Source organism: Pelagibaculum spongiae, from assembly GCF_003097315.1.
GTDB lineage: Bacteria > Pseudomonadota > Gammaproteobacteria > Enterobacterales > Pelagibaculaceae > Pelagibaculum > Pelagibaculum spongiae.
In genome coordinates this window covers 125,037-146,215 of sequence record NZ_QDDL01000004.1, presented here as the reverse complement: position 1 = coordinate 146,215, position 21,179 = coordinate 125,037, and the positions used below count along the sequence as shown (strand labels likewise).

Genomic DNA, 21,179 nt, shown 5'->3' with positions numbered 1-21,179 from the left:
GGGCCATGGATGGCCTGTATGTCGATCATGCAGGAGCAATTATCGATCTTCTGTTCAATCACCTTATCAATTGCTTGGTAAGGCGCGATGAGTGTGCATCAATTCGCTTCTTTTGGTTGATGCATTCCAAAAGACCAAGGCATTTATAAACCAGAGCCTTACTGGTGATTTACCCATTGCAGGCTAAACAGATCTCCCCGGATAAGAACATGCACTTTCACTGCACAACCGCCACATTTACTCTACTCCTGAACCACAGGGTTTCGTCTTCTTGTGCAAACTCACCCCAGAGCTAAGCCTCGTATGTGGTTTCTGTTCGTCGGCTCGCAGCTTTGCCATCCGGATTCCTTCAGACCCATCCTCACAGATAAGCCCTTGCCATTGGCTAGCAGTTGTCGTTCAATGGTTTTATTCGGTTCGGTATGCCGCGCATGAAGCACAAGCAAGTGATCCAACACCATTGACGTACGTTCTCCTGCAGGGGACTTTCACCACATTAGTTCATGCCCATGCCGGGCGTACACAAGCACAGGCAAATTCATTCCGCTACGCTCCATTGGACGCGCTTCGCGCGCCTTTGCTGTGGGCGTTAGGCACAGATGATGTATCGAGAATTATTCGAATATCCAGATAATCCTGCAAGCGAAGAGGAAATAGATCACATTAAAAGATGGTGTGGTTCTTTTTTACCTCAGGATTACTTAAGATTCTTACGTGAATGCAATGGAGCCGAAACACCTAAAGGCTCTGCAAGTCCAGATGATAGTGTTGTACTATGGGGAGCAATGGAGTCTTGTGAACTGACAGAAGCATACTGTTATATGGATTACATACCAAGAACTTTGGCAATCGGCTCAGATGGTGGAGGAGAATCTATTATTTTCGACAGAAGCCAAGGTGAAACTCCTGATAATTGGCCTATTTATAGAGTTCCAATGGGAGATTTGTGTTTAGAATCCATGGTCCTTCTAGCAGCTTCATTCAAGGAGTGGAGGGAAGCTGGTTTTCCTCTAAAATTCGAGAATGCCTAATCGGGTAGCCGAGGGTCTCTAACCCTCAGCCCCCACAACACCCTGCATGCGGGTCCGCACAGGGCGTTTCACTTGGGATAGTGAAGCGTGATCCATCTTTCCCTTAACGAGAATAAGCCTTCAGCCTCCAAATATGCATTGGTTAAACCTTGCTGAATGCCCGGTGTTTTCGAGCTGCGACAAGGCCCTTTGCTACTGGTGCCACACGCCACCGCCGAGAGGATCAGAACGCCTAATTTCAGCAGACTTCTTACTTTGGTTCGTGGTTTACGCCACTGTCGCCAATAGGCCATTCGTACACGTCGACGAATCCAGTGATCCAACTCCACACACTTTTGATAGCCGCTGGCAATTCCATAGTAATTAATCCAGCCTCGTAAATACTGACTGATTTTAAACAGCTGGTATTTCATTGAGACACCCCAGTTTCGGTTGGTTAATTTTCTGACTCGTCGCTTGAATTTATTCAGCGATTTATCATGCCAATTAATTCGGCCAGCTTTAAAGGTAAATCCTAGAAACTGGCTATCTTTAACCTTAACCACCTGACTTTTCTCACGGTTGATTTGCAATTTCAAACGCTGCTCAATAAATCGGTTAATGCTGCTAAGCACTCGCTCACCCGCTCTGCGACTTTTCACTAATATAATGAAATGACAAAAATAACGCCACCCAAGATATTATTTATATCTGCCAAAAAACATTTGATTTCTCATCTGGTTGCCATTAATTTAACCTGTGAAAACCGTTGATTTTTGCAGGAGCGGCACTTGAAAAAGTTGTCATTTTCACATCATGCCATCACCTAGAGCTATTCTATACGATCCGAAAGAAAATCCATTTCTGCATGTAATTTCACGTTGTGTTAGGCGAGGATGGTTGTGTGGTGAAGATCCGACGCTACTTAAAAAACACCGTAAAAATTACGATCACCGCCGCCAATGGATTGTCGACCGAATTGATCGACTGAGCCAAGCGTTTGCGGTTGATATCGCAGCTTACGCCGTCATGAGCAACCACTACCACCTGGTGGTTTTTGTGGATGTGGAGCGCGCGAAAAATTGGAATATCAAGCAGGTGTTGTTGCACTATTGCAAGGTGTTCGAGGTGCATCCATGGGTTAAGAGTTATCTCGATCCTGACAATTTTCACACGCTGACTCAAATGCAAATTCAATGGGTTGAAGAAACCGCCAACACGATTTACCGAGAGCGGCTTTATTCTATTAGCTGGTTTATGCGCTCAATTAATGAGCCGTTAGCACGACTCGCCAATGCAGAAGATCAGTGCAAAGGACGTTTCTGGGAGGGGCGTTTTAAGGCGCAAGCATTGCTGGATCAACAAGCCTGCTAACTTGCATGGCTTATGTCGACCTAAATCCGTTGCGTGCCGGTATTGCACAAACGCCAGAAAGTTCGAATTACACTTCGGTTCAAGCTCGGGTCGAAACGGAATTACCCGTCAATAATCATCGTAGAAAGAAAAGCCGAAAAACAAATAATCAGCGTCGCTACGATTACAACTTCGCCCGATTAAAACCTTTTATTGATAGCGAAGCCAAGTCCAGCATTAATATCAAAGATAAAATTCATTCGCTGCCATTTAAATTAAAAGATTATATGGAATTGGTTGATGCCAGTGCTCGCATGGCGCGCACTGATAAGAAACACATGGACAGCAGTTTGCCGCCCATTTTTGAACGATTAGAAATCAAAACAGATGCACGCTGGTGGGCTTCTGCCATGAGCGGTCGCAGCACTGCAATGGCCAGTGCGCGACAGTTTGCCCATGCGATGGGGAGTGCGCTGAACCTCACACAGTTCAAAGAGCGGGTCAAGCAACAAACCGAGACTTGGCGACAGCAAGCACTGTCACCAGGAAAACAACCACCCTCTTGATGCTCATTTTTATTGAGTGATTTTAAATTCAGAATCTTTAAAATAAGATGCAATTTAAATATCCGGGGCTGATCCGGTTTTCGTCGTGGCATTAATTTAATATAATTGCATTCAAAACGAAGCAATCGACCGACGCAATCATATTTAATGTTAGTGTTTTAGGGTTATTCCGGTCATTAGGTTTTTGGATTTAGGTATAGTTGAAATTATGAGTGGCGTGCTGTTTTGGCGTGCTGTTTGTTGTGGGTGGCGTGCTGTTTGCGAATCGAATCACAGTACCTTGACTATTGATAAATAAAATATATGCAGCTACTTTTTCTGTATTCATACCGGCAAAATTGGCTACGCACTATGTTATGGGAAGAAAAACTTAAAAGAATAACAGCCGCAGCCAAAGCATACGGCGGCTTCATTAACGATGAGTTTAACCAAACCAACTACTTTGGAAATTTCAAAACCAAAGCTCAAGTAGATCCTAGCGATCAATTTGCTAAGTATAGATACAAGTTAAATCAAGTTAACCCAGACGGGTTTTGCTGGGCACTATCTCTTATTTTTTTACAAGAAAAAGGAGACTCTAATCTTTTTTTTCAAAGGATTACGAAGGATGCTGAAAGCTACCAAGTTAAAGACTATCAAAGCGCTCTTGCATTAGCATGCAATCAACTTATTCCACTTAACTCAATTCAAACATTACAAAGAATTATGGCGCCAAACTTCAGCGTCGGCAGCATTGGTCCTCAATCTACTGATCTAGAGGAAATAGGCAATATAATTGAGAGAAACCCCAGAGGTTATTTCGCGGTAATGTTCGACTCACTTAACAAAACCGAGGAAGGCCATGCTATTGCTGCAATCGAGCTTGAAGATATAGTTCAAATATTCGAACCAAACTTCGGCATGTTTGTTTTTCCGAAAGAATCGAATCGACCATCTGTTATTCAACAATGTACTCAGTTTATCGGAGAGGTTAATAGAATTGCTTATGAAAATCGCTTACCTCAATTTCAAATACATGCTTTCCATCCTATAGACCTGCCTCTCAGAACAACCTCTTCATTAAGCATATTAAACCCAGCCTCTAGAATTGAACAAATGCAACGTGTAAGCATTATTTCTACAGAACACAATGTCGAATACTACCCACGCCCTATTAACGAAGTAGGTATGGAATTTAGACAGTACAGCATTCATCGCAGCGATATAGTCATCCCTTCAGATTTTAGACATCTGCATTTTCACCTCTCTCTTTGCTACTTTTTTTTGGCGCTGCCTGATAATCACCGTAATTACTCCAGAAAATTACACTTCGGCGAATTCCCAAGAGAGACTATGCATGAGCTACATGCACAGTTTGGGCGAATAACAAACTGTGCTAATATCAACACCGCACTAAGCAATGCATCAAGAGGACAGTATGCAACTAAGTTTCTTAGCCCAACACATTTGGAGAGCGAAGTCATTCCAGATCTAAGATTCCTGACACCTGACCTTTTAAAATCAAACAGTAATAAATTTATTATCTCACTAAAACACGGCCATTTAATTCACATAATAGCCATATTAAAGAAACAATATGGACTTTACATTTACCAAGCAAACACTGGCATAATTTTTATTCCAACCAACCACGTTGCCGGACTCCTTAATACAATCAACGCTATTATGTTTAAATTATGCAAAGAACTTCTCCCAAGCCTATATAAAACAATGGAATATAGGTGCCACGAACTTGCTCTACCTACGTACCAGAATTGCCAACCAATCATGGGCGCATCAACTCAAACCTAGCCAAGCCAAGCCAAGCCCTAATAACTTAACAAAACAATCAAACTCTTCACTAGCCAAAATAAGCGTACCAAACAGCCACAAAAATACTTATCCCTTGCACCTGCTGTTAAAACCATCATTTATCAAATTGGCATCATATAGGTTCAACCTGCTGGCTATAGCAACACTGAAGTAATCTAACTTAGAATTAATTTTGGTAACTACATTAAATCCATCTAGGGAACCTCTCCACCGATAGGACAGTCCAAGTAACAGATATCAACCACGACGATGTTGACCATGAAACTGATTATGATGACTAAAAACCTACCGCTAAAAACCTTCACTCTGTTGGGGCTGACCTTCGCACTCGCTTTCTCCGCAGTCACCCAAGCTCAAACGCTTGAGTCAGGTAACGATAAAAACCACCTGCTGGAACTTTATACTTCTGAAGGTTGTTCTAGTTGCCCACCGGCTGACCGACTGGTGTCATCTCTAAAAGATAGCGATGAGTTATGGAAAAAATATGTGCCAGTCGCCTTCCACGTTGATTATTGGGACTACCTAGGCTGGAAAGACCCTTTTGCTAGCGCAGAAAATAGCAAGCAACAGCGAAAAAAAGTAAAAGATGGTCATGCTCGATCGGTATATACACCGGCGTTTTTTATTGGCGGCAAAGAATGGCGTGGTTTTTTCAGAAAGCGTAAATTATCTGGCGATAATATTAAAACTGGAAATTTAAAAATCTCAGTTGAAGGTAATTCCTTTCAAGCAAGTTATAACCCTACACAACAAAGCTACGCAGCCAGCAAGCTACACATTGCTATTTTAGGAATGGATCGTACGACAAAAGTACCAAAAGGCGAAAATGCTGGCCGAACATTACCGCATGATTTTGTATCATTACAACATTTACAATTAACTGCTAATAAAGCCAGTCAGTGGCAACAAGATATTGATTTATGCCGCTTCGAGCCGCCTATTGCTATTGCCGCATGGGTCGATGGGAAAAAAGCACCAGCAATTCAGGCTTTAGGTGGTAAGCTAAGCCTTGATCACTGCTAGGTTAAACCCAACTTTCAGGCATGCCATCGCCAGCATAAAACATTTTGAAGCGCTGCAAAGCAATGATCCCCATCAAACCAATTTTTAGTTTGATGGGGTAATCATCAGCTTTAGGGTTCACAGACACCATACCACTCGCTCTCATTTCATACCGCAAAAAGTCGTTATCATCGACTAATAAATAACTTTCAGGTATTGCTGAATATTTTTCAAATAAATCAACTGCTCTATTCTGGCTATTTTATTTCTTATTCGTTTCACTTTATATTTACCATCGGAATTTTGCACTGCTATTTTAAATGTATTAATGTTAGCAAAATTAATTCTGTATTGAATCGTTGAAAAAACCGAATACATTTGGCTTAGCATATATTTAATAAATACTTCTTGGTACGTCCCATCAGTAAATATCCAAACAACTAAGTTATCAGTAGGTGTCTGTGCTAAATAGCTAAAGAGCCAATTGTGCGTATCAACATGAATTCGATAAAATATATCGTTTTCTTGCCCGTACTTAAACTCCTCAGTAAGATCCAATGCTTGACTGGCTGCTTCAGACAGTTTATTTAAGCGAGCTTTTGCAACAATCAAAGTCTCATCAAGATCTAAAAATAGGTAAGCAGGCATTATAGGCAGACGGCTTTATAGTCAGAATGCTTCAGAGCATGGCAAACATCATCAGATAGTAATGTGATCAACTCCAAACAAAAAAATGCCGTACTATTTCTAGTACGGCATTTTTTAAATAGCCGGTTGGTTTAATTAGGCAGTCTCATCAACTCGGCGCAAAGTAAAATCAATCAGCGATTCATGGTCAAACAGCCAATCCCCTTCGAAATAACGGTTCTGCAGCATTAATGGAATCCAGATTTCATCATCTGGCCACATTTTGTCATAAGGCAATTGGCCAAGTGGGTACCAGACTGGCGATGCTTCTGCCGTTTCAGTGGGCATGCCTTCAAATGACTCACCGAAGTAAATATGTACTTCCAGCGATAGGCCATCGGCAAACTGAAAACGATTCACCCCGGCTAGCCGTAGCGGCCCTGAATCAATACATAGCTCTTCTTTTAGCTCACGCTTAGCACATTGCTCCATAGATTCACCCGGCTCTTGCCGGCCACCTGGCCCAAGAATCTTGCCGATTCCTAGCCCTCGTTTCTTATGAATCAATAGCATGTTGTCATTGCGAACCATCATTACTAACGATGCTCGCTGTTCAGGCGCCCAATTATCTTCAAAGGGAACACTAAACTTACCTGGAGTATTGGAAGTCGAACTCATGAATCTGGAATCTAGCTTTTGCTCAGACAATTCAATCAAACTATTCCTAGTTAGCCAGCGCGTCAATGATCTGAAATAGCTAAAGGCTGTAATTTCTGTTTTACATCGATAATCACAAGCTAGAGCTACTTGAGGACTAAAGGAGTTTAATAATCATCAAACCGTCACTAATATGTCGCCTGTTCTGTATCGACAATCACAAGACAACACTGCTCACAAATTAAAGTATTTCAATAATGATTAAATCGGTGTTGGTTGTAATTTTTTTGCAGCATTGATAATAGCCTGCCTAAACCACTGATGACCGGGGTCCATCTGATTTCGATGATTCCAATATAAGTGATATACCAAATCTTCCATTTCGATCGGTGCTGGCAAACAAGTGACCTTTCTCATTCGAGTCGCATAGGTAGACCACACCTTTGAAGTAGTGAATACCAAATCGGTGTTTTCACACAGCCCAGTTGCGCTATGAAAATCATCAACCGAGACCACCACTTTTCGCTCTACTTTGCGCTCGGCCAACGCTTGTTCCAGCAAAACGGGCCCTACACTGATACTGCCAACGTTTAAGTGTCGCTGCTTTAGATAAGTATCCAAATTCCATGGTTGATCCAAACAAGCATGTTGCTGATTCATTAGGCACACCAGCTGATCACGGTAAAGTTCAACCCGGTGCAATTCTCTATCATCATATTGCCCGGTGTCTAAATCATGCGGCATCACCAGCAGATCGGTTTTGCCCTTATTGAGGGCCTCCATTGAATCCATGGTCAGGTTGTGAATACTCAACTGAATATTCGGCGCCTGACGCAAAATCTCAGGCAGCAAATCATGAAACCGTAACTGGCGTGAGGTTTCAGTCAAGGTAATATGAAAATGCCGCTCACTGGATTGAGGATCAAACATTGCCGGTTGCATTAATTGCCATAGCTGGTTGAGCAGTGGCCTCAATTGCGGCTGCAATTGCAGAGCAAAACCAGTAGGTTCCAGCCCATGCGAACGGCGGATAAACAGCTGATCTTCAGTAATATTTCGTAACTGCGCTAAATTTTTACTGACTGCCGATTGGCTAAGACACAATCGTTCAGCTGCCCTTGAAACACTTCTTTCTTCCAGCAATGCCTGCAAGCAAACTAACAAATTAAGATTCACTCGGGATAGTTCTAATAACATAGTGGTGGTTTACTCCTCAGCTCATGCTTCACCTGTCACACCCAACATTCGCCAACAACAATCTGCCAATAACATTACCGCTTTCTAGCAAAGCGATTAACATGACTCTAGTGATATTCCAAATAAGAAAATCACAATTGAAATGATACCACTTTCAGAGAAATCACTCTAGCACTAGAATAGCGCTATCAAATGATTAAGATCGCTTTCACGGACAGAGAAATAAATGAGCCAAACCGCTAGAAATACGCTGCCACTGATTTTCCTTTTGGCAATTTTAAGCCCCATGTCGATCGATATTTATTTACCATCGATTCCTGAAATGGCTTTGTGGTTTAACGCAGCGGAATCAGATTTACACAGCACCTTAACTCTGTTTATGTTTTGTCTCGGTTTTGGTCAATTAGCTGCCGGTCCGATTGCCGACCGCTTAGGCAGAAAGAAGGTTGCCTTAGGTGGTGTGGTTTTATTCATTATTGGCGCAATCATCGCTATTTTTGCCAAGCAGCTAGAAGTCTTAAATTTCGCTCGCAGCTTGCAAGGCCTTGGCGCTGCTTGCGGCAGCGTTTCAGCCTTTGCTTGGATTCGCGATAACTTTGCCGCAGAAGAAGCTGGCCGCTGGATTAGTTACATTGGCGGTGCCATTGGCTTAATGCCGACCTTTGCACCCATTCTTGGTAGCTTGTTGGCGCTGAATTGGGGATGGCAAGCTAACTTTGGATTTATGGTGATTGCTGGATTGTTTTTAATGGCCGGCATCATGATGCGCTTTGCCAATGATGCACCGATTAAAATGGCAGCAGAAGAAAGTCAGAAAAATGATGCAATGATTAAATCTGGTTTAAAGTCCGACTTACTAGAAATCATTACCAACCGACAATTTTTGATTAGCAGCATTAGCGGTATGTTCGCGATGGGGGCCATCATTAGTTACGCCACCCACGCACCCACCGTTGCAATTACCATGGCGGGCATGAGCAGCATTGGCTTTTCAATTTTATTCGGCATTAATGGCTTGGTTCAATTAGTCAGCTCATTATTTGCACCTACTGTCAGCAAGCGAATCGGCCCGCATCTGACCATCGCATTAGGCCTAGTGATTGCCGGCTTGGCTGCCGTTGGATTATGGACACTGGATAGTACGATTGGACAACAATACCCATTAATATTCTTTGCCTTAACCGCAGTATTTGGCGTCGCCTTTAACTTGATCTTTGGTACCGCAGCAGGATTGGCACTCGCACCATTTGGTCACTGCGCAGGCACCGCCGCTGCTCTGGACGGATTTGCAAGAATGGCCGGTGGCGCATTAATTGCCACACTGGTTACCTTACCTGGTCTAAGTGCATTTAACACAGTTGCTCTAGCCTTTGGATTATTATTATTGCCGCTACCTTGGTTTATTAAAGACGGTATGTTCAACAACCAAGAAGAAATAAATTGTGACCAACAATATCAGCCGCAAGCCGCTTAAAGAATTTGATCATTTATCGACTCCATTGATTTGATCATCAAGGTCTGTTAGGTCAACGGACCTTGGGTAATTGTTAGGGGCGCTTTCAATTACCCACTCTCCACCCAAGCAGAAGTCTTCCTCCCCCGGGCTTCTGTTTTTTTTTACCTGAAATACTTCCCTTAATTTTCGAGCATTCATTTTTAATACCCACAAAAAAGCCGTGTAGAGAAAATCTCTACACGGCTTTTAATATCAATTGAACTTAGATTTTTGTGTCAAAATCATAGTTCGCATCAACCAACTCGCCAACACTAATATCATCAATAGATGATTGCTTGGCCAGCCATTGATTAAACTCAGACAGATCTTCTTCAGTAGCAGATTCATAACGGTCAGCAGACGTTATTAAACCATGGAAACTCTTTAAGGTTGCGCCACCAGCAATCACAAGATTACGAGTATCAGCAAAATCGATCATTCGATCTACTAGGTCATAAAAAGCATCTTCATCTAATGCTTCAAAAGTGAACTGCAGCTCAAAGCCCTTTATTGCAAACTCATGCAGATACAGCTTCTTGCGTAAGCGGCGGTTTCTATTAACATTCAGGCTCATTTTCATTGTTCAAACTCCAGTTCAAAATTGCTACAGGCCAGGCTAAGCGCCTGATTTCGCCCAAGCGAAGGGCGAAGCATAGGCAATAGTACAGGCAAGAACAACTATCCGCATCATTAACTTGATACCAATTAGCGGTAGGTTTTGGGCACTTCGGCGCATTTCAGTTCAGTAATAATATCGCGCGGCATGTTTTAGACACTTCGGTCAGTTTCAGCTCAGTAATAATATCGCGCGGCATGTTTTAGACACTTCGGTCAGTTTCAGCTCAGTAATAATATCGAGCGGGATGTTTTAGACACTTCGGTCAGTTTCAGCTCAGTAATAATATCGAGCGGGATGTTTTAGACGCTTCAGTCAGTTTCAGCTCAGTAATAATATTGAGCGGTATGTTTTAGACGCTTCAGTCAGTTTCAGCTCGGTAATAATATTGAGCCTAAGTTCTGGGCATCAAAATGGATGCAAAGCATTACTTCAGATGGCAACAATATCCATAGCAATCAATGTAAGCTTGCTGGTTGGGATTAAAATAATGTGCAGGTAACAATTCAGTCTGTTTAAAACCACAGTTCAATAATACTTTTTGACTGACTAAATGCTGCCGATCGCAATAGCTTACCAGTGACTGATAACCGGTGGCTTGCACTAATTTTTTAATCAATGCGATTAATAACTCGCTAACCAGACCTTGATTTGAAAAGTCCTGACTAATACCAAAGTGACATTCAACTTTGCTTGGTTGATCTAGCAAACTTTTATCAAACAGAACTAACAAACCAATCGGCTGCTGGGTCAAAGCATGTTCAATAATCAATGCCAGCCGTTGATTTTCTTGCCAGCTTTCGGCAACCGCCCATGACTGAACAAAAGCATAGGTTCGTGCTTTATCTGAATGTGGCAGCCTAGCTAAAAATTTCGATTCTTCTTCACGGCTACAATAGTTATCAAACAGCGCTAGCGAATCTTGCACTAGTAATGTTTCATTGGTACAGCGAGCAATTAAATTGTGACTTTGAATCGGCCAAAATGGATTCAACATTGATGACATTATCTTAATCCATATTTTCTGGACGAAAGCGCGCCATATGATAAGCCGATACATATTGGCCATTTCTAAAGGCATATTTTTTTGACTCACCTTCAATTTCAAAACCGAATTTCTTATACAATCCAATAGCTGTTTGATTATCGGTATAAGCTGTGATTTCAATTCGTTGAATATTCAACCAATTATCGGCATGGTCAATCGCAGCTGCTAGCAATGCACTACCAACGCCCTTACCTTGAAACTGTTCTAACACCCCCATACCAAAACTCGCGACATGCCTTCTTCGTGGTTTGCTATCAACGAAAAAAGCCAGATGACCGCATAATTGCTGGTCCATTTCAGCAACAAAGCTATAAGCATGCTGATCAAGGTTTTCCAGTCGCTTTTGCCACATCGCTTCACTAGGTATTGGTAGCTGTAAGGTTCCGGCAATAACCTTCTCATCTTGATATATTTTTGTCACAGCAGATACATCTGCCGGCTCACTTTTTCGAATCACTACCGGTGCCATGCTACTTACTCTCTATATAAAGTGTTGGCGGTAAAACTAGCCAAACAAACACCATAAATACTTTGCAATAAAAAATAAACAACCAAGCATAAAAAAACCGCTCTTGATTAACCAGAGCGGTTTAGTTGTCTAACTTTCTGCTTCATGGCATAGCCAGAGGATTCGCACTAAGCCTTTAATCTAACAACATTCTACCCGCAGTTTTTAATACCATACGGTTAATAGAATCTTCTGCTAGCCTTGGATCATTAGCATCTAGCTCAACCCACTCTAGGTTTAACGATTCTTCAGAAACAGCAAACACTGTCGTTGCAGCTTTCATTAAATAACGCACATCAAAGTGGTAATGAGCAGGTTCATGAACACCATTTTTATTCCGCTCTGGAATTAAATGAACATCGATATCAAAAATTTGATCGTTCAACAATTTAATCTGCTCGATACCACTTTCTTCAACTGCTTCACGCAATGCTGCGATCGACAATTCATTGTCATCATCAACATGACCACCCAATTGCAACCACATTTCTAGCTTACGATGGTGAGTCAGCAAAGCCTTGTCGCCGCTTGGATCTAAAACCCAAGCGGACGCAGTTAAATGACCAATCGGGTTTTCTCTTGAGGTAAGCTGCAAATCATTGGACGCATTAGCCACAAAATCTGACAGCTTGGCATGGTGCGCAGCTTCAACATCGTCAAACGGTTGATATTCAGACAGTTGGCGTAAAATCGCTTGTTGGTTCAGCATAAGCACTCTGACAGAAGAGAAGATTTTCGCCATTCTGCCAGAGTCGTCCAGCCTCAGACAAGTGTTACACCCAAGCTACATCAAGATATGAGCGCAGAATAAAGCTAGATCATTTGCCCATAGGCTGCATTTTAAAGAAAGCCGACGATAAGAATTTTTCACGAAGACATTCAAAAAGTCGACTTAATAACATTTCATGCTAAACCATTAACTTTAATAAGAACAATATCTTTTTTATTAAGCATCATACCAGCAAAACATTTTTATCTAACTTTTCTATAAATAAATCAAGCTGCCTTGTGACTTCAATACAAATTTCTTCTTCTTTTTCTAATGCAACATCTGCTTTACTAAAGTGAAGCTCTTTATTTATTGCTCTTTCAACAAGATTTTCGACTATCTGCTCTTTTGTATTTTCACCGTCCATATAACCCATACAGTATTTTTCAAATACTTCAATAGCAATAGCTTCATGATTCAAATTTGTAGCCCATAAACTTTCTGTATCTTTCGCTTGATAGCGAGCCAACTTACTTAGCTTTGGCTTGTCTATATCTTTTCTTCTATTTCTCTCTACTAAAGAAATATTCATCAATCCCTTTACCGCCAAATTAATTCCATTCTCGACCAAATCAGATTCAATTTTTTCTTTTCGATCATCTTTAAATATTTCATTCGCTTTTTTAACTATTGAATCAAAGGATTGCGGGAAACCAACATTATCATAGAACACATACAATATTGCTTTAAATTCTGGAGAACTTGTCTCAACGAACCTTTCTTGATCATCACTACCAATAAAAAATTTAAGCACGCCGTCAGATTCAATATTTATTTCTGAGATCGGCTTTTCTGGCACAAGATTGAAGGTCATTGCAAACTTCTTAATCAGATCATTAGTTAAATGCCTACTTAATTGCACGCTTGAATGACATAACAGGCTAGACCTAAATCTTCTATTATTAATAAAATCCATATACTGCTCGGAACGAACTAGATCATTAACCCCATCAAGTTTTTGGGCAACTGCCTCACTCATATTTCCAACATACATAGTTGATAAAGATGAGTCTGCTAAATATTGCAATTTATTATTGGAAGCTATCTCCATAAATTCATTGAAATAATACTGCTTATTATTATCTTCTAAATGCTCATGCACTAGATAATGATCACTATGCCTCGCCAGCAGGTCTGCTTCTTGAGCGAGAACAACTGAGTGCGGAGTATTTGAATCTTTTAAACTATCTTTTACAAAATTAATCATCGCGCGCGCTTGAACTAACTTATCTTCAGGCGTCTTAATATTTTTTACGTGATATAACATCATATCTCTTATTGTCCGAATCATATTCCATCCGGGCAATGTGTTATAGCTGATATACGCAATTCCATTTTCGCTTAGGTTTTCATTACAAACCTCAAGTATTTTATCGGCAACAAAATCAGGCACCCATGAAAGTACACCGTGGCAGATAATATAATCAAACTCACCAAACTCTTTATCAATGTCTGTAATAGACATGTGGTGCAATTCAATATTGTCTAATTTTAAATTTTCAATATGCTTCTTACCGCTGGCAATTTGAATTTCTGACAAATCAACACCAACGAACTTTGCTTTTGGATATTGTTCTGCAAACGGAATGATATTTCCTCCTTCCGCAGAACCTAACTCTAAAACCCTCGCAGTATCCAGCGCTGGAGGGTTCATTCCAAATAGCTGACCCATGGTAGCCAAATGCTCCATTGAGGATTGTTTGTATGGAAAACTTTCATAAGGCATTCTATCGTATGAATTATCATTCCTATCTATAACATCTTGGTCTGAAGCTACTTCTTGATTCATGCTTTTCTCCTGAAATTTAAATTTGTGACACTTTTGCCATTAATTAGATCATGCCACATTTTATGTTTTTTACTACTTGTAACACTATGTCCGCTTCTCACTCAAACCACGTCTAATAGTTGTAGTCAGTTGCAGAAAATCACCATGAAGACTCGAAGCACCTGAGAATGTTCATCTGAGAATTATAAACGCTTCTTGCTAAAATAACATGAAGCATTTTTATTTCAAAAAGCTTCTTATTAAACCATTAAAGTAAGAAATGAACATTTACTACTTGGGTCGCTAGCAAGCTTTTTTCGAGATAATTTCTTCATTAAAAATTTTCTATAACCATATCGCCACCTCTATTAACACAACAAGCAACGCGCATTCAGATTCGGATTCTTATAAATCTCAATCAATGGATTACAAGCAAAGCGTTAAGCGTCAACCAATAAAATTTTCAGATAAAAAAACGGAGCCTCTCAGCTCCGTTTTTTTATTGCATCTGATTAATTAACCAATATGCTTTCTGGCATTTCTAAACATTTGAATCCATGGGCCATCTTCGGCCCACTCTTCTGGTGCCCAAGAATGCTGAACACTTCTGAACACTCGCTCTGGATGCGGCATCAAAATAGTGCTGCGACCATCCGCTGAAGTAAAGCCTGTAACCCCTTCTGGCGAGCCATTCGGGTTCGCCGGGTAGCTGTCTGTCGCCTGACCATGATTATCTAAATATCTCAAACTCACCAAACCAGCCTGCTGAATTTGTGCCAATGAGTTGCCATGACGGAACTCAGCTTGACCTTCACCATGAGCCACCGCAATCGGCATTTTTGAGCCAGCCATTCCTTGCATAAACAAAGAAGGGCTATCTAACACTTCAACCATGGTTAAACGTGCTTCAAATTGCTCGGAACGATTACGCACCAAATGCGGCCAGAGATCGGCACCAGGAATTAATTCCTTTAGGTTAGACAGCATCTGACAACCATTACAAACCCCAAGCGATAAACTATCACTGCGTTGGAAGAACTCAGCAAACATCTCTCTTAATTGAGGATTAAACAGCACATTTTTAGCCCACCCTTCACCAGCACCTAAAACGTCACCGTAAGAAAAACCACCACAAGCCGCCAAACCTTGGAAATCTTTCAAGTGAATTCTGCCAGCATGTAGATCAGACATATGTACGTCTACCGCGTCAAAACCGGCTCGATCAAATGCGGCAGCCATTTCAGTTTGGCCATTAACACCCTGCTCTCGCAGAATCGCCATTTGCGGTTTTTTACCCAAATTAATGAACGGCGCAGCAATATTTTCAGAAACATCAAATGACAAATCGGCAAACAGCCCCGGATCTGTAGCATCAATATTTCTTTGGTATTCCTGTTCTGTACATTCAGGGTTGTCACGCAACGCCTGCATTTTACGCGTCACTTGCGACCAACGCTGGCGAAGTGAACTGTAATTTGCAGCAAAAATTTGCCCTTGTGCATTATGAATTTGCAGTTCCATCTGCTCGTTCAAGCCACCAAGATCCAGTACTTGATCATTGGCTAATCCTTGGGCTAACAACGTTTCACGAACAAACTCTAGCTGATCAACTGCCACTTGAATCACTGCACCCGGCCCTTCAGAGAACAGCGCCTGCACAGGGTCTGCAGCCAGTTCATCTAACCAGACACTGACACCACAATGACCTGCAAACATCATTTCAGCCAAGGTAGCCAATAAACCGCCATCGGAGCGATCATGGTAAGCCTGAATATGGCCCAGCTGATTTAATTGCTGAATCGAAGCAAAGAAACCCGCCAATTGCGCGGGTGCGCAAATGTCAGGTGATTCACCACCCAGTTCGCCATAAACCTGCGCCAAACAAGAACCACCCAATGCGTTGCTTTGATCGCTTAAATCAATAAATAACAAACGGGTTGCGCCGCTATTGCGCTTTAATTGCGGGGTTAATGATTGGCGAATATCCGTTACGGGTGCAAAGCCGGTAATCACCAAAGACATTGGTGATACAACTTCTTTTTCCTGCCCTTGCTCTTGCCAGGCAGTTTTCATCGACATTGAATCTTTACCAACCGGAATAGCAATATCCAGTTCTGGACACAACTCCATTCCAACCGCTTTTACTGCCTGATAAAGCGCAGCATCTTCACCAGCATGGCCAGCGGCGGCCATCCAGTTAGCTGACAACTTAACATCACTCAATTTTTCGATGCGTGCTGCAGCAAGATTGGTAATGGTTTCGGCAACGGCCAACCTAGCTGAAGCAGCCGGATTAATAATGGCCGTCGGCGCACGCTCTCCCATTGCCATGGCTTCGCCGGTGTAGCCATTAAAACCAGAAGCAGTCACCGCGCAATCCGCGACCGGCACCTGCCATGGTCCGACCATTTGATCACGATTGATCAGACCGGTAATGGTTCGGTCACCAATAGAAATCAAGAAGGTTTTATCGCCCACCGTAGGTAACGACAACACTCTTGCAATGGCTTCAGACAAGTCAATTTGTTCGGTTTCTAATGCTGGGCATTCAATTTGACGCGAGGTCACATTGCGCAGCATTTTGGGTGCCTTACCGAATAACACGCTCATCGGCAAATCAATTGGTTGATTGTCAAAATGATCATCAGCCAATTTGATGTACTGTGCTTCGGTCGCTTCACCGACAATGGCAATCGGGCAACGCTCCCGCTCGGCAATAGCAGTAAAAAGATCGATATTTTGCTTGCTAATGGTCATAACATAACGCTCTTGCGCCTCGTTACACCATATTTCCATCGGGCTCATACCTGGCTCGTCATTCGGCACTTTACGCAACGAAAAACTGCCACCAAGATCTTGGTCACTTACCAGTTCAGGCAAAGCATTAGATAAACCACCCGCGCCAACATCGTGAATGAAGTCAATAGGGTTTTGGTCTCCCAGTGCCCAACAGCGATCAATCACTTCTTGGCAGCGGCGCTCCATTTCTGGGTTTTCGCGCTGCACTGATGCAAAATCTAAATCTGCTGAGCTAGCGCCAGAATCCATCGAAGATGCCGCGCTACCACCTAAGCCAATTAGCATTGCCGGGCCACCCATCACAATGATATAGGCACCTGGCGCAGAAATGACTTTCTCAACATGATCAGCACGAATATTACCCATGCCACCAGCTAGCATGATCGGCTTATGGTAACCACGAATTTCTGAACCTTGATCGGTTGCGACTTCCAGCTCGAAGCTACGGAAATAGCCACAAATATTCGGACGCCCAAACTCATTGTTAAATGCTGCACCACCAATCGGCCCTTCCAGCATAATATCCAGCGCCGAAACAATTCGCTCCGGCTTGCCATAGTCAATTTCCCATGGCTGTTGGTATTCTGGAATGCGTAAGTTGGAAACACTAAAACCGGTTAAACCTGCCTTAGGTTTACCGCCTCGGCCGGTAGCACCTTCATCACGAATTTCACCACCCGAACCAGTTGATGCGCCTGGATATGGCGAAATAGCAGTCGGGTGATTGTGCGTTTCAACCTTCATTAAGATATGAATCGGCTCGCGATGAAAGCTGTAGCCATGATCAATAGTTGAAGGGAAGAAGCGCTCAGCAATCGAACCTTCGATAACTGACGCATTGTCTTTATATGCAGATAATACGCCGGTTGAATAATGCTCGTGGGTATTTCGAATCATCGAGAACAACGACTTGGGCTGTTTCTCGCCATCGATAATCCAATCGGCATTAAAAATTTTGTGTCGGCAGTGTTCTGAGTTTGCCTGAGCAAACATCATTAGTTCGATATCGGTTGGATTGCGCCCCAATTCTTTGAAACTATCCACCAAATAATCGATTTCATCATCGGCCAATGCCAAACCCCATTGCTGGTTTGCATCGGCTAATGCACTTCGACCACCAACGAGCACATCGACATGGCGTAACTCGCCAGGCTGATGATGTTGAAACAGAATGTCTGCTTGATCGGTTTGCTCAAGTACGCATTGAGTCATCCGATCATGAATTTCTGTTTCTATTGAAGAGCGATCCTGCTCAGTAATTCCCCATACACGATATACAATCCCTCGCTCCAGTCTTATTACGGCGTCAAGGCCGCAATTATGGGCAATTTCCGTTGCCTTGGATGACCATGGCGAAATAGTGCCTGGTCTGGGAACCACAACAAATTGTTGATAGCCCTGTTCGACTGATGCTGAACTATCCAAATCAGCTGGTCCATACTGCAATAGCTTCTTCAGCGTCTGCAGTTGTTGCTCGGTAAGATCGTTATCTAACTGGGCGAAATGGACAAACTCTGCCGAGATACGGCTTGCACAAGCAACAGACGCAACAATAGATGCCAGAAGTTTTTCGGCGCGAAAGGCTGAGAGTGCGGAACTACCACGGAGCTGCAACATGGTTTTTTCTTATACCGTTGAGCGACTTCAGGGACACAAATCATACTTGATTCACAAATTTGACACCAGATTTGATCTGAATCTTCGCAAATGATTCAGCTAACGCCTCGATCCTTGGCTTTGTGTTATCTTTTGTCTGGCTGCAGTTACAAATATCAATAGAAGTATCAATGAAAAAAATTCTTGCCTTACTCACAGCTTGTCTTTTGGTCAGCTGCTATACACACAATGAAAATCCGCTGGAACAAATTAGAGCCCGCGGCATTATACGTGTAGCTACAGTAGTTGATATAGCGACTTATCAGACCGATCAAAGCCAACCTTCTGGCGCAGAATACGACTTAATTACCCAGCTCGCAGCTAAACAAGGTCTTGGCATTGAAGTCATTCGCTACCCTAATATTAATTCACTGTATGAAGGCTTAGCACGTGGCCAAGCTGATATAGCTGCAGCGAACCTTTCTCCAAGTAAGCAACGAAAAAAACGTTTTTTGTTTAGCGATCCATTTATGCAAGTAAAACGCCAACTGGTATTTCGTCGTGGAGAAAACCGACCAAGGCGTGCTGAAGAACTGTCGGGGAGTTTAGTCGTTTCTGCTGGCACCGCTCACCATCATCGATTACAAAAAATACAGGCCGATTGGCCACAGCTGAAGTGGCGAGAATCTAAATCTCTTAATGCTATTGATTTGCTTGAATTAATCAATGACAACGCCATTGACTATGCACTGGTCTACTCCAACCAACTAGATTTAATGCGTTTAACTACACCAGAGCTAATGGTTGGCTTTAGCATGGACAAACAAGTCAATTTGAGTTGGGCTGTTTTGAAAACCGAAACTTCATCGGATCAAAACCCCGACAGTAATGATCTATTAAAACTAATTAACGCATCGTTAGTCAGTATGCGGCAAAGCGGCGAACTGGAAGTACTTCTAGAACGCCATTACGGTCATGCCCGCAACTTTGATTATGTCGACAACCGAACCTTTATCCGTCATACCGCAAATCGCCTACCCAAGTTTCGCCAATGGTTTATTGAAGCAGCTGCTGATCAAGTCGACTGGCGCTTAACTGCTGCACAGGGCTATCAAGAATCTCACTGGCGGCCCAGAGCGAAATCACCGACCGGAGTGCGCGGCCTGATGATGCTGACATTACCCACTGCCAAACAGCTCGGCGTAAAAAGTCGCTTAGATCCCAAGCAGAGTATTTTTGGTGGCACTCGATATTTGCTGCAATTAAAAGATCGAATCCCCGATCGAATTAGTGAACCTGATAGAACTTGGATGGCTCTTGCAGCATATAACATTGGTTTTGGCCACCTGGAAGATGTTCGAATATTAACTCAGCGGCAAGGTGGCAACCCAGATTCATGGGCAGAAATTAGCCAGCGTCTACCATTACTTAGAGAAAAACGCTACTACCGAAAATTAAAATATGGATTTGCCCGTGGCGACGAAGCCGCTACTTATGTCAAGCGGATTCGCCGTTATTTTGAAATACTTAAACAACTGGAAGATCGCGAGTTTGAGGTCGTCAAAACCGATACTGAAATCGACTTCGAAACACCTAAATTCTAAAGCTCAATTTAATTACACCAAATGCAAATAGACAGCTAATCCATCTAAGAACATCTGCACGCCCAGCATGACCAAAATCATTCCCATTAAACGTTCTAGCGCAATCAAACCTCTTTCACCGAGAAAACGGTTTAACATCGCAGAGCTAAGCAAGATTATCGTTGTCGCGCCCCAAGCCATCAATAACGCTATTGTCAGTTCCATGTGCTTGCCTGGATACTGATTGGCCATCAAGATCAAGGTCGCCAGAATAGATGGGCCAGAGATCATCGGCACTGCCAAAGGCACAATAAAGGGCTCACCTTCTGGTGTATCACCCATTATGCCACCCTCAACTGGCGGAAAAACCATTCGAATTGCAATCATCAGCAGAATAATGCCACCGGCAATTGACACCGTCTCTTGGCGTAACCCCAGAAATTCTAATACCCATTGACCAGAGAATAAAAACAACAACAAAATCGCTAACGAAATGAATAATTCTCTCAGCAGGACTTTGCAGCGTCGTTCCTCAGGAAGATCCTTTAGAATCGATAAAAAAACTGGAATATTACCCAGTGGATCGAGGATCAAAAACAAGGTAACGGCAGCAGCAAAAATGTCCATGGGCAACCTGACAGAGAATCAATATTGCGCTTATAACATGGTAAAAATTTGCTGCATCTGCTTTCAGATTATCCGTTGCAAATTAGGAATAGCAGGTGGTAAAAAATAATCTTGGCAAAAAAAACAATCCGCACCTGTAAAAGCAC

At 42.5% G+C, this 21,179-nt stretch carries 18 protein-coding genes; 7 read left to right on the top strand and 11 right to left on the bottom strand.

The genetic code is table 11. From position 1 onward, the window contains the following. Positions 1-599 precede the first annotated feature (599 nt). Complete coding sequence (locus DC094_RS11390; RefSeq protein WP_116687242.1) at positions 600-1,031, top strand: SMI1/KNR4 family protein; 432 nt, start codon at positions 600-602, stop codon at positions 1,029-1,031. Between the two features lie 68 nt (positions 1,032-1,099). Here the strand turns inward: DC094_RS11390 and DC094_RS11385 are convergent, their stop codons facing one another. Then, entirely contained in the window at positions 1,100-1,672 is a 573-nt protein-coding gene (locus DC094_RS11385) for a group II intron maturase-specific domain-containing protein (RefSeq protein WP_241504033.1), read from the bottom strand. Positions 1,673-1,826: 154 nt separating this feature from the next. Here DC094_RS11385 and DC094_RS11380 point away from each other — a divergent pair, with 154 nt between their 5' ends. The 4 genes from DC094_RS11380 (at position 1,827) to DC094_RS11365 (ending at position 5,764) form a co-directional block, all read left to right on the top strand. After that, on the top strand, positions 1,827-2,384 hold the full coding sequence (locus DC094_RS11380) for a hypothetical protein (protein WP_133245528.1): 558 nt from the start codon (positions 1,827-1,829) through the stop codon (positions 2,382-2,384). A gap of 5 nt (positions 2,385-2,389) precedes the next feature. Next, on the top strand, positions 2,390-2,929 hold the full coding sequence (locus tag DC094_RS11375) for a hypothetical protein (protein ID WP_116687239.1): 540 nt from the start codon (positions 2,390-2,392) through the stop codon (positions 2,927-2,929). 351 nt (positions 2,930-3,280) lie between these two features. After that, on the top strand, positions 3,281-4,720 hold the full coding sequence (locus tag DC094_RS11370; RefSeq protein ID WP_158527299.1) for a YopT-type cysteine protease domain-containing protein: 1,440 nt from the start codon (positions 3,281-3,283) through the stop codon (positions 4,718-4,720). 279 nt (positions 4,721-4,999) lie between these two features. Continuing rightward, positions 5,000-5,764, top strand: a complete 765-nt coding sequence (locus DC094_RS11365) for a DUF1223 domain-containing protein (RefSeq protein ID WP_158527298.1) — start codon at positions 5,000-5,002, stop codon at positions 5,762-5,764. Between the two features lie 174 nt (positions 5,765-5,938). On the opposite strand, the gene DC094_RS11360 is transcribed toward DC094_RS11365, so the two are convergent. The 3 genes from DC094_RS11360 to DC094_RS11350 form a co-directional block, all read right to left on the bottom strand. Continuing rightward, complete coding sequence (locus DC094_RS11360; protein ID WP_116687236.1) at positions 5,939-6,391, bottom strand: hypothetical protein; 453 nt, start codon at positions 6,389-6,391, stop codon at positions 5,939-5,941. Between the two features lie 135 nt (positions 6,392-6,526). Next, on the bottom strand, positions 6,527-7,087 hold the full coding sequence (locus DC094_RS11355) for an 8-oxo-dGTP diphosphatase (RefSeq protein ID WP_241504032.1): 561 nt from the start codon (positions 7,085-7,087) through the stop codon (positions 6,527-6,529). A 201-nt stretch (positions 7,088-7,288) separates the two neighbouring features. Beyond that, positions 7,289-8,224, bottom strand: coding sequence for a LysR family transcriptional regulator (locus DC094_RS11350; protein WP_116687235.1), 936 nt, complete (start codon positions 8,222-8,224; stop codon positions 7,289-7,291). Between the two features lie 226 nt (positions 8,225-8,450). Between DC094_RS11350 and DC094_RS11345 the strand changes: the two genes are divergently transcribed. Continuing rightward, positions 8,451-9,698: a multidrug effflux MFS transporter gene (locus tag DC094_RS11345; protein ID WP_116687234.1), complete on the top strand. Its 1,248-nt coding sequence runs from the start codon at positions 8,451-8,453 to the stop codon at positions 9,696-9,698. A gap of 244 nt (positions 9,699-9,942) precedes the next feature. Here DC094_RS11345 and DC094_RS11340 read toward each other — a convergent pair whose 3' ends face one another. From DC094_RS11340 to purL, 6 genes are all read right to left on the bottom strand, one after another. After that, complete coding sequence (locus DC094_RS11340; protein ID WP_116687233.1) at positions 9,943-10,299, bottom strand: YggL 50S ribosome-binding family protein; 357 nt, start codon at positions 10,297-10,299, stop codon at positions 9,943-9,945. Between the two features lie 463 nt (positions 10,300-10,762). Next, complete coding sequence (locus DC094_RS11335; RefSeq protein WP_158527297.1) at positions 10,763-11,341, bottom strand: GNAT family N-acetyltransferase; 579 nt, start codon at positions 11,339-11,341, stop codon at positions 10,763-10,765. A gap of 4 nt (positions 11,342-11,345) precedes the next feature. After that, positions 11,346-11,852, bottom strand: coding sequence for a GNAT family N-acetyltransferase (locus tag DC094_RS11330; protein WP_116687231.1), 507 nt, complete (start codon positions 11,850-11,852; stop codon positions 11,346-11,348). A gap of 175 nt (positions 11,853-12,027) precedes the next feature. After that, positions 12,028-12,600, bottom strand: a complete 573-nt coding sequence (locus DC094_RS11325) for an NUDIX hydrolase (RefSeq protein ID WP_116687230.1) — start codon at positions 12,598-12,600, stop codon at positions 12,028-12,030. 244 nt (positions 12,601-12,844) lie between these two features. After that, the gene (locus DC094_RS11320) at positions 12,845-14,449 is read right to left on the bottom strand and encodes a methyltransferase regulatory domain-containing protein (RefSeq protein ID WP_116687229.1); all 1,605 of its coding nucleotides are present in this window, start codon (positions 14,447-14,449) and stop codon (positions 12,845-12,847) included. Between the two features lie 495 nt (positions 14,450-14,944). Further along, positions 14,945-18,844 carry a phosphoribosylformylglycinamidine synthase gene (purL, locus tag DC094_RS11315; RefSeq protein WP_116687228.1) on the bottom strand — a complete coding sequence of 1,300 codons (3,900 nt, stop codon included), beginning with the start codon at positions 18,842-18,844 and terminating at the stop codon, positions 14,945-14,947. Between the two features lie 122 nt (positions 18,845-18,966). On the opposite strand from purL, the gene mltF reads away from it, so the two are divergent. After that, the gene (mltF, locus tag DC094_RS11310; RefSeq protein WP_255420892.1) at positions 18,967-20,427 is read left to right on the top strand and encodes a membrane-bound lytic murein transglycosylase MltF; all 1,461 of its coding nucleotides are present in this window, start codon (positions 18,967-18,969) and stop codon (positions 20,425-20,427) included. A 12-nt stretch (positions 20,428-20,439) separates the two neighbouring features. Here the strand turns inward: mltF and DC094_RS11305 are convergent, their stop codons facing one another. Then, the gene (locus DC094_RS11305) at positions 20,440-21,033 is read right to left on the bottom strand and encodes a YhgN family NAAT transporter (RefSeq protein ID WP_116687226.1); all 594 of its coding nucleotides are present in this window, start codon (positions 21,031-21,033) and stop codon (positions 20,440-20,442) included. Positions 21,034-21,179: the final 146 nt, after the last annotated feature.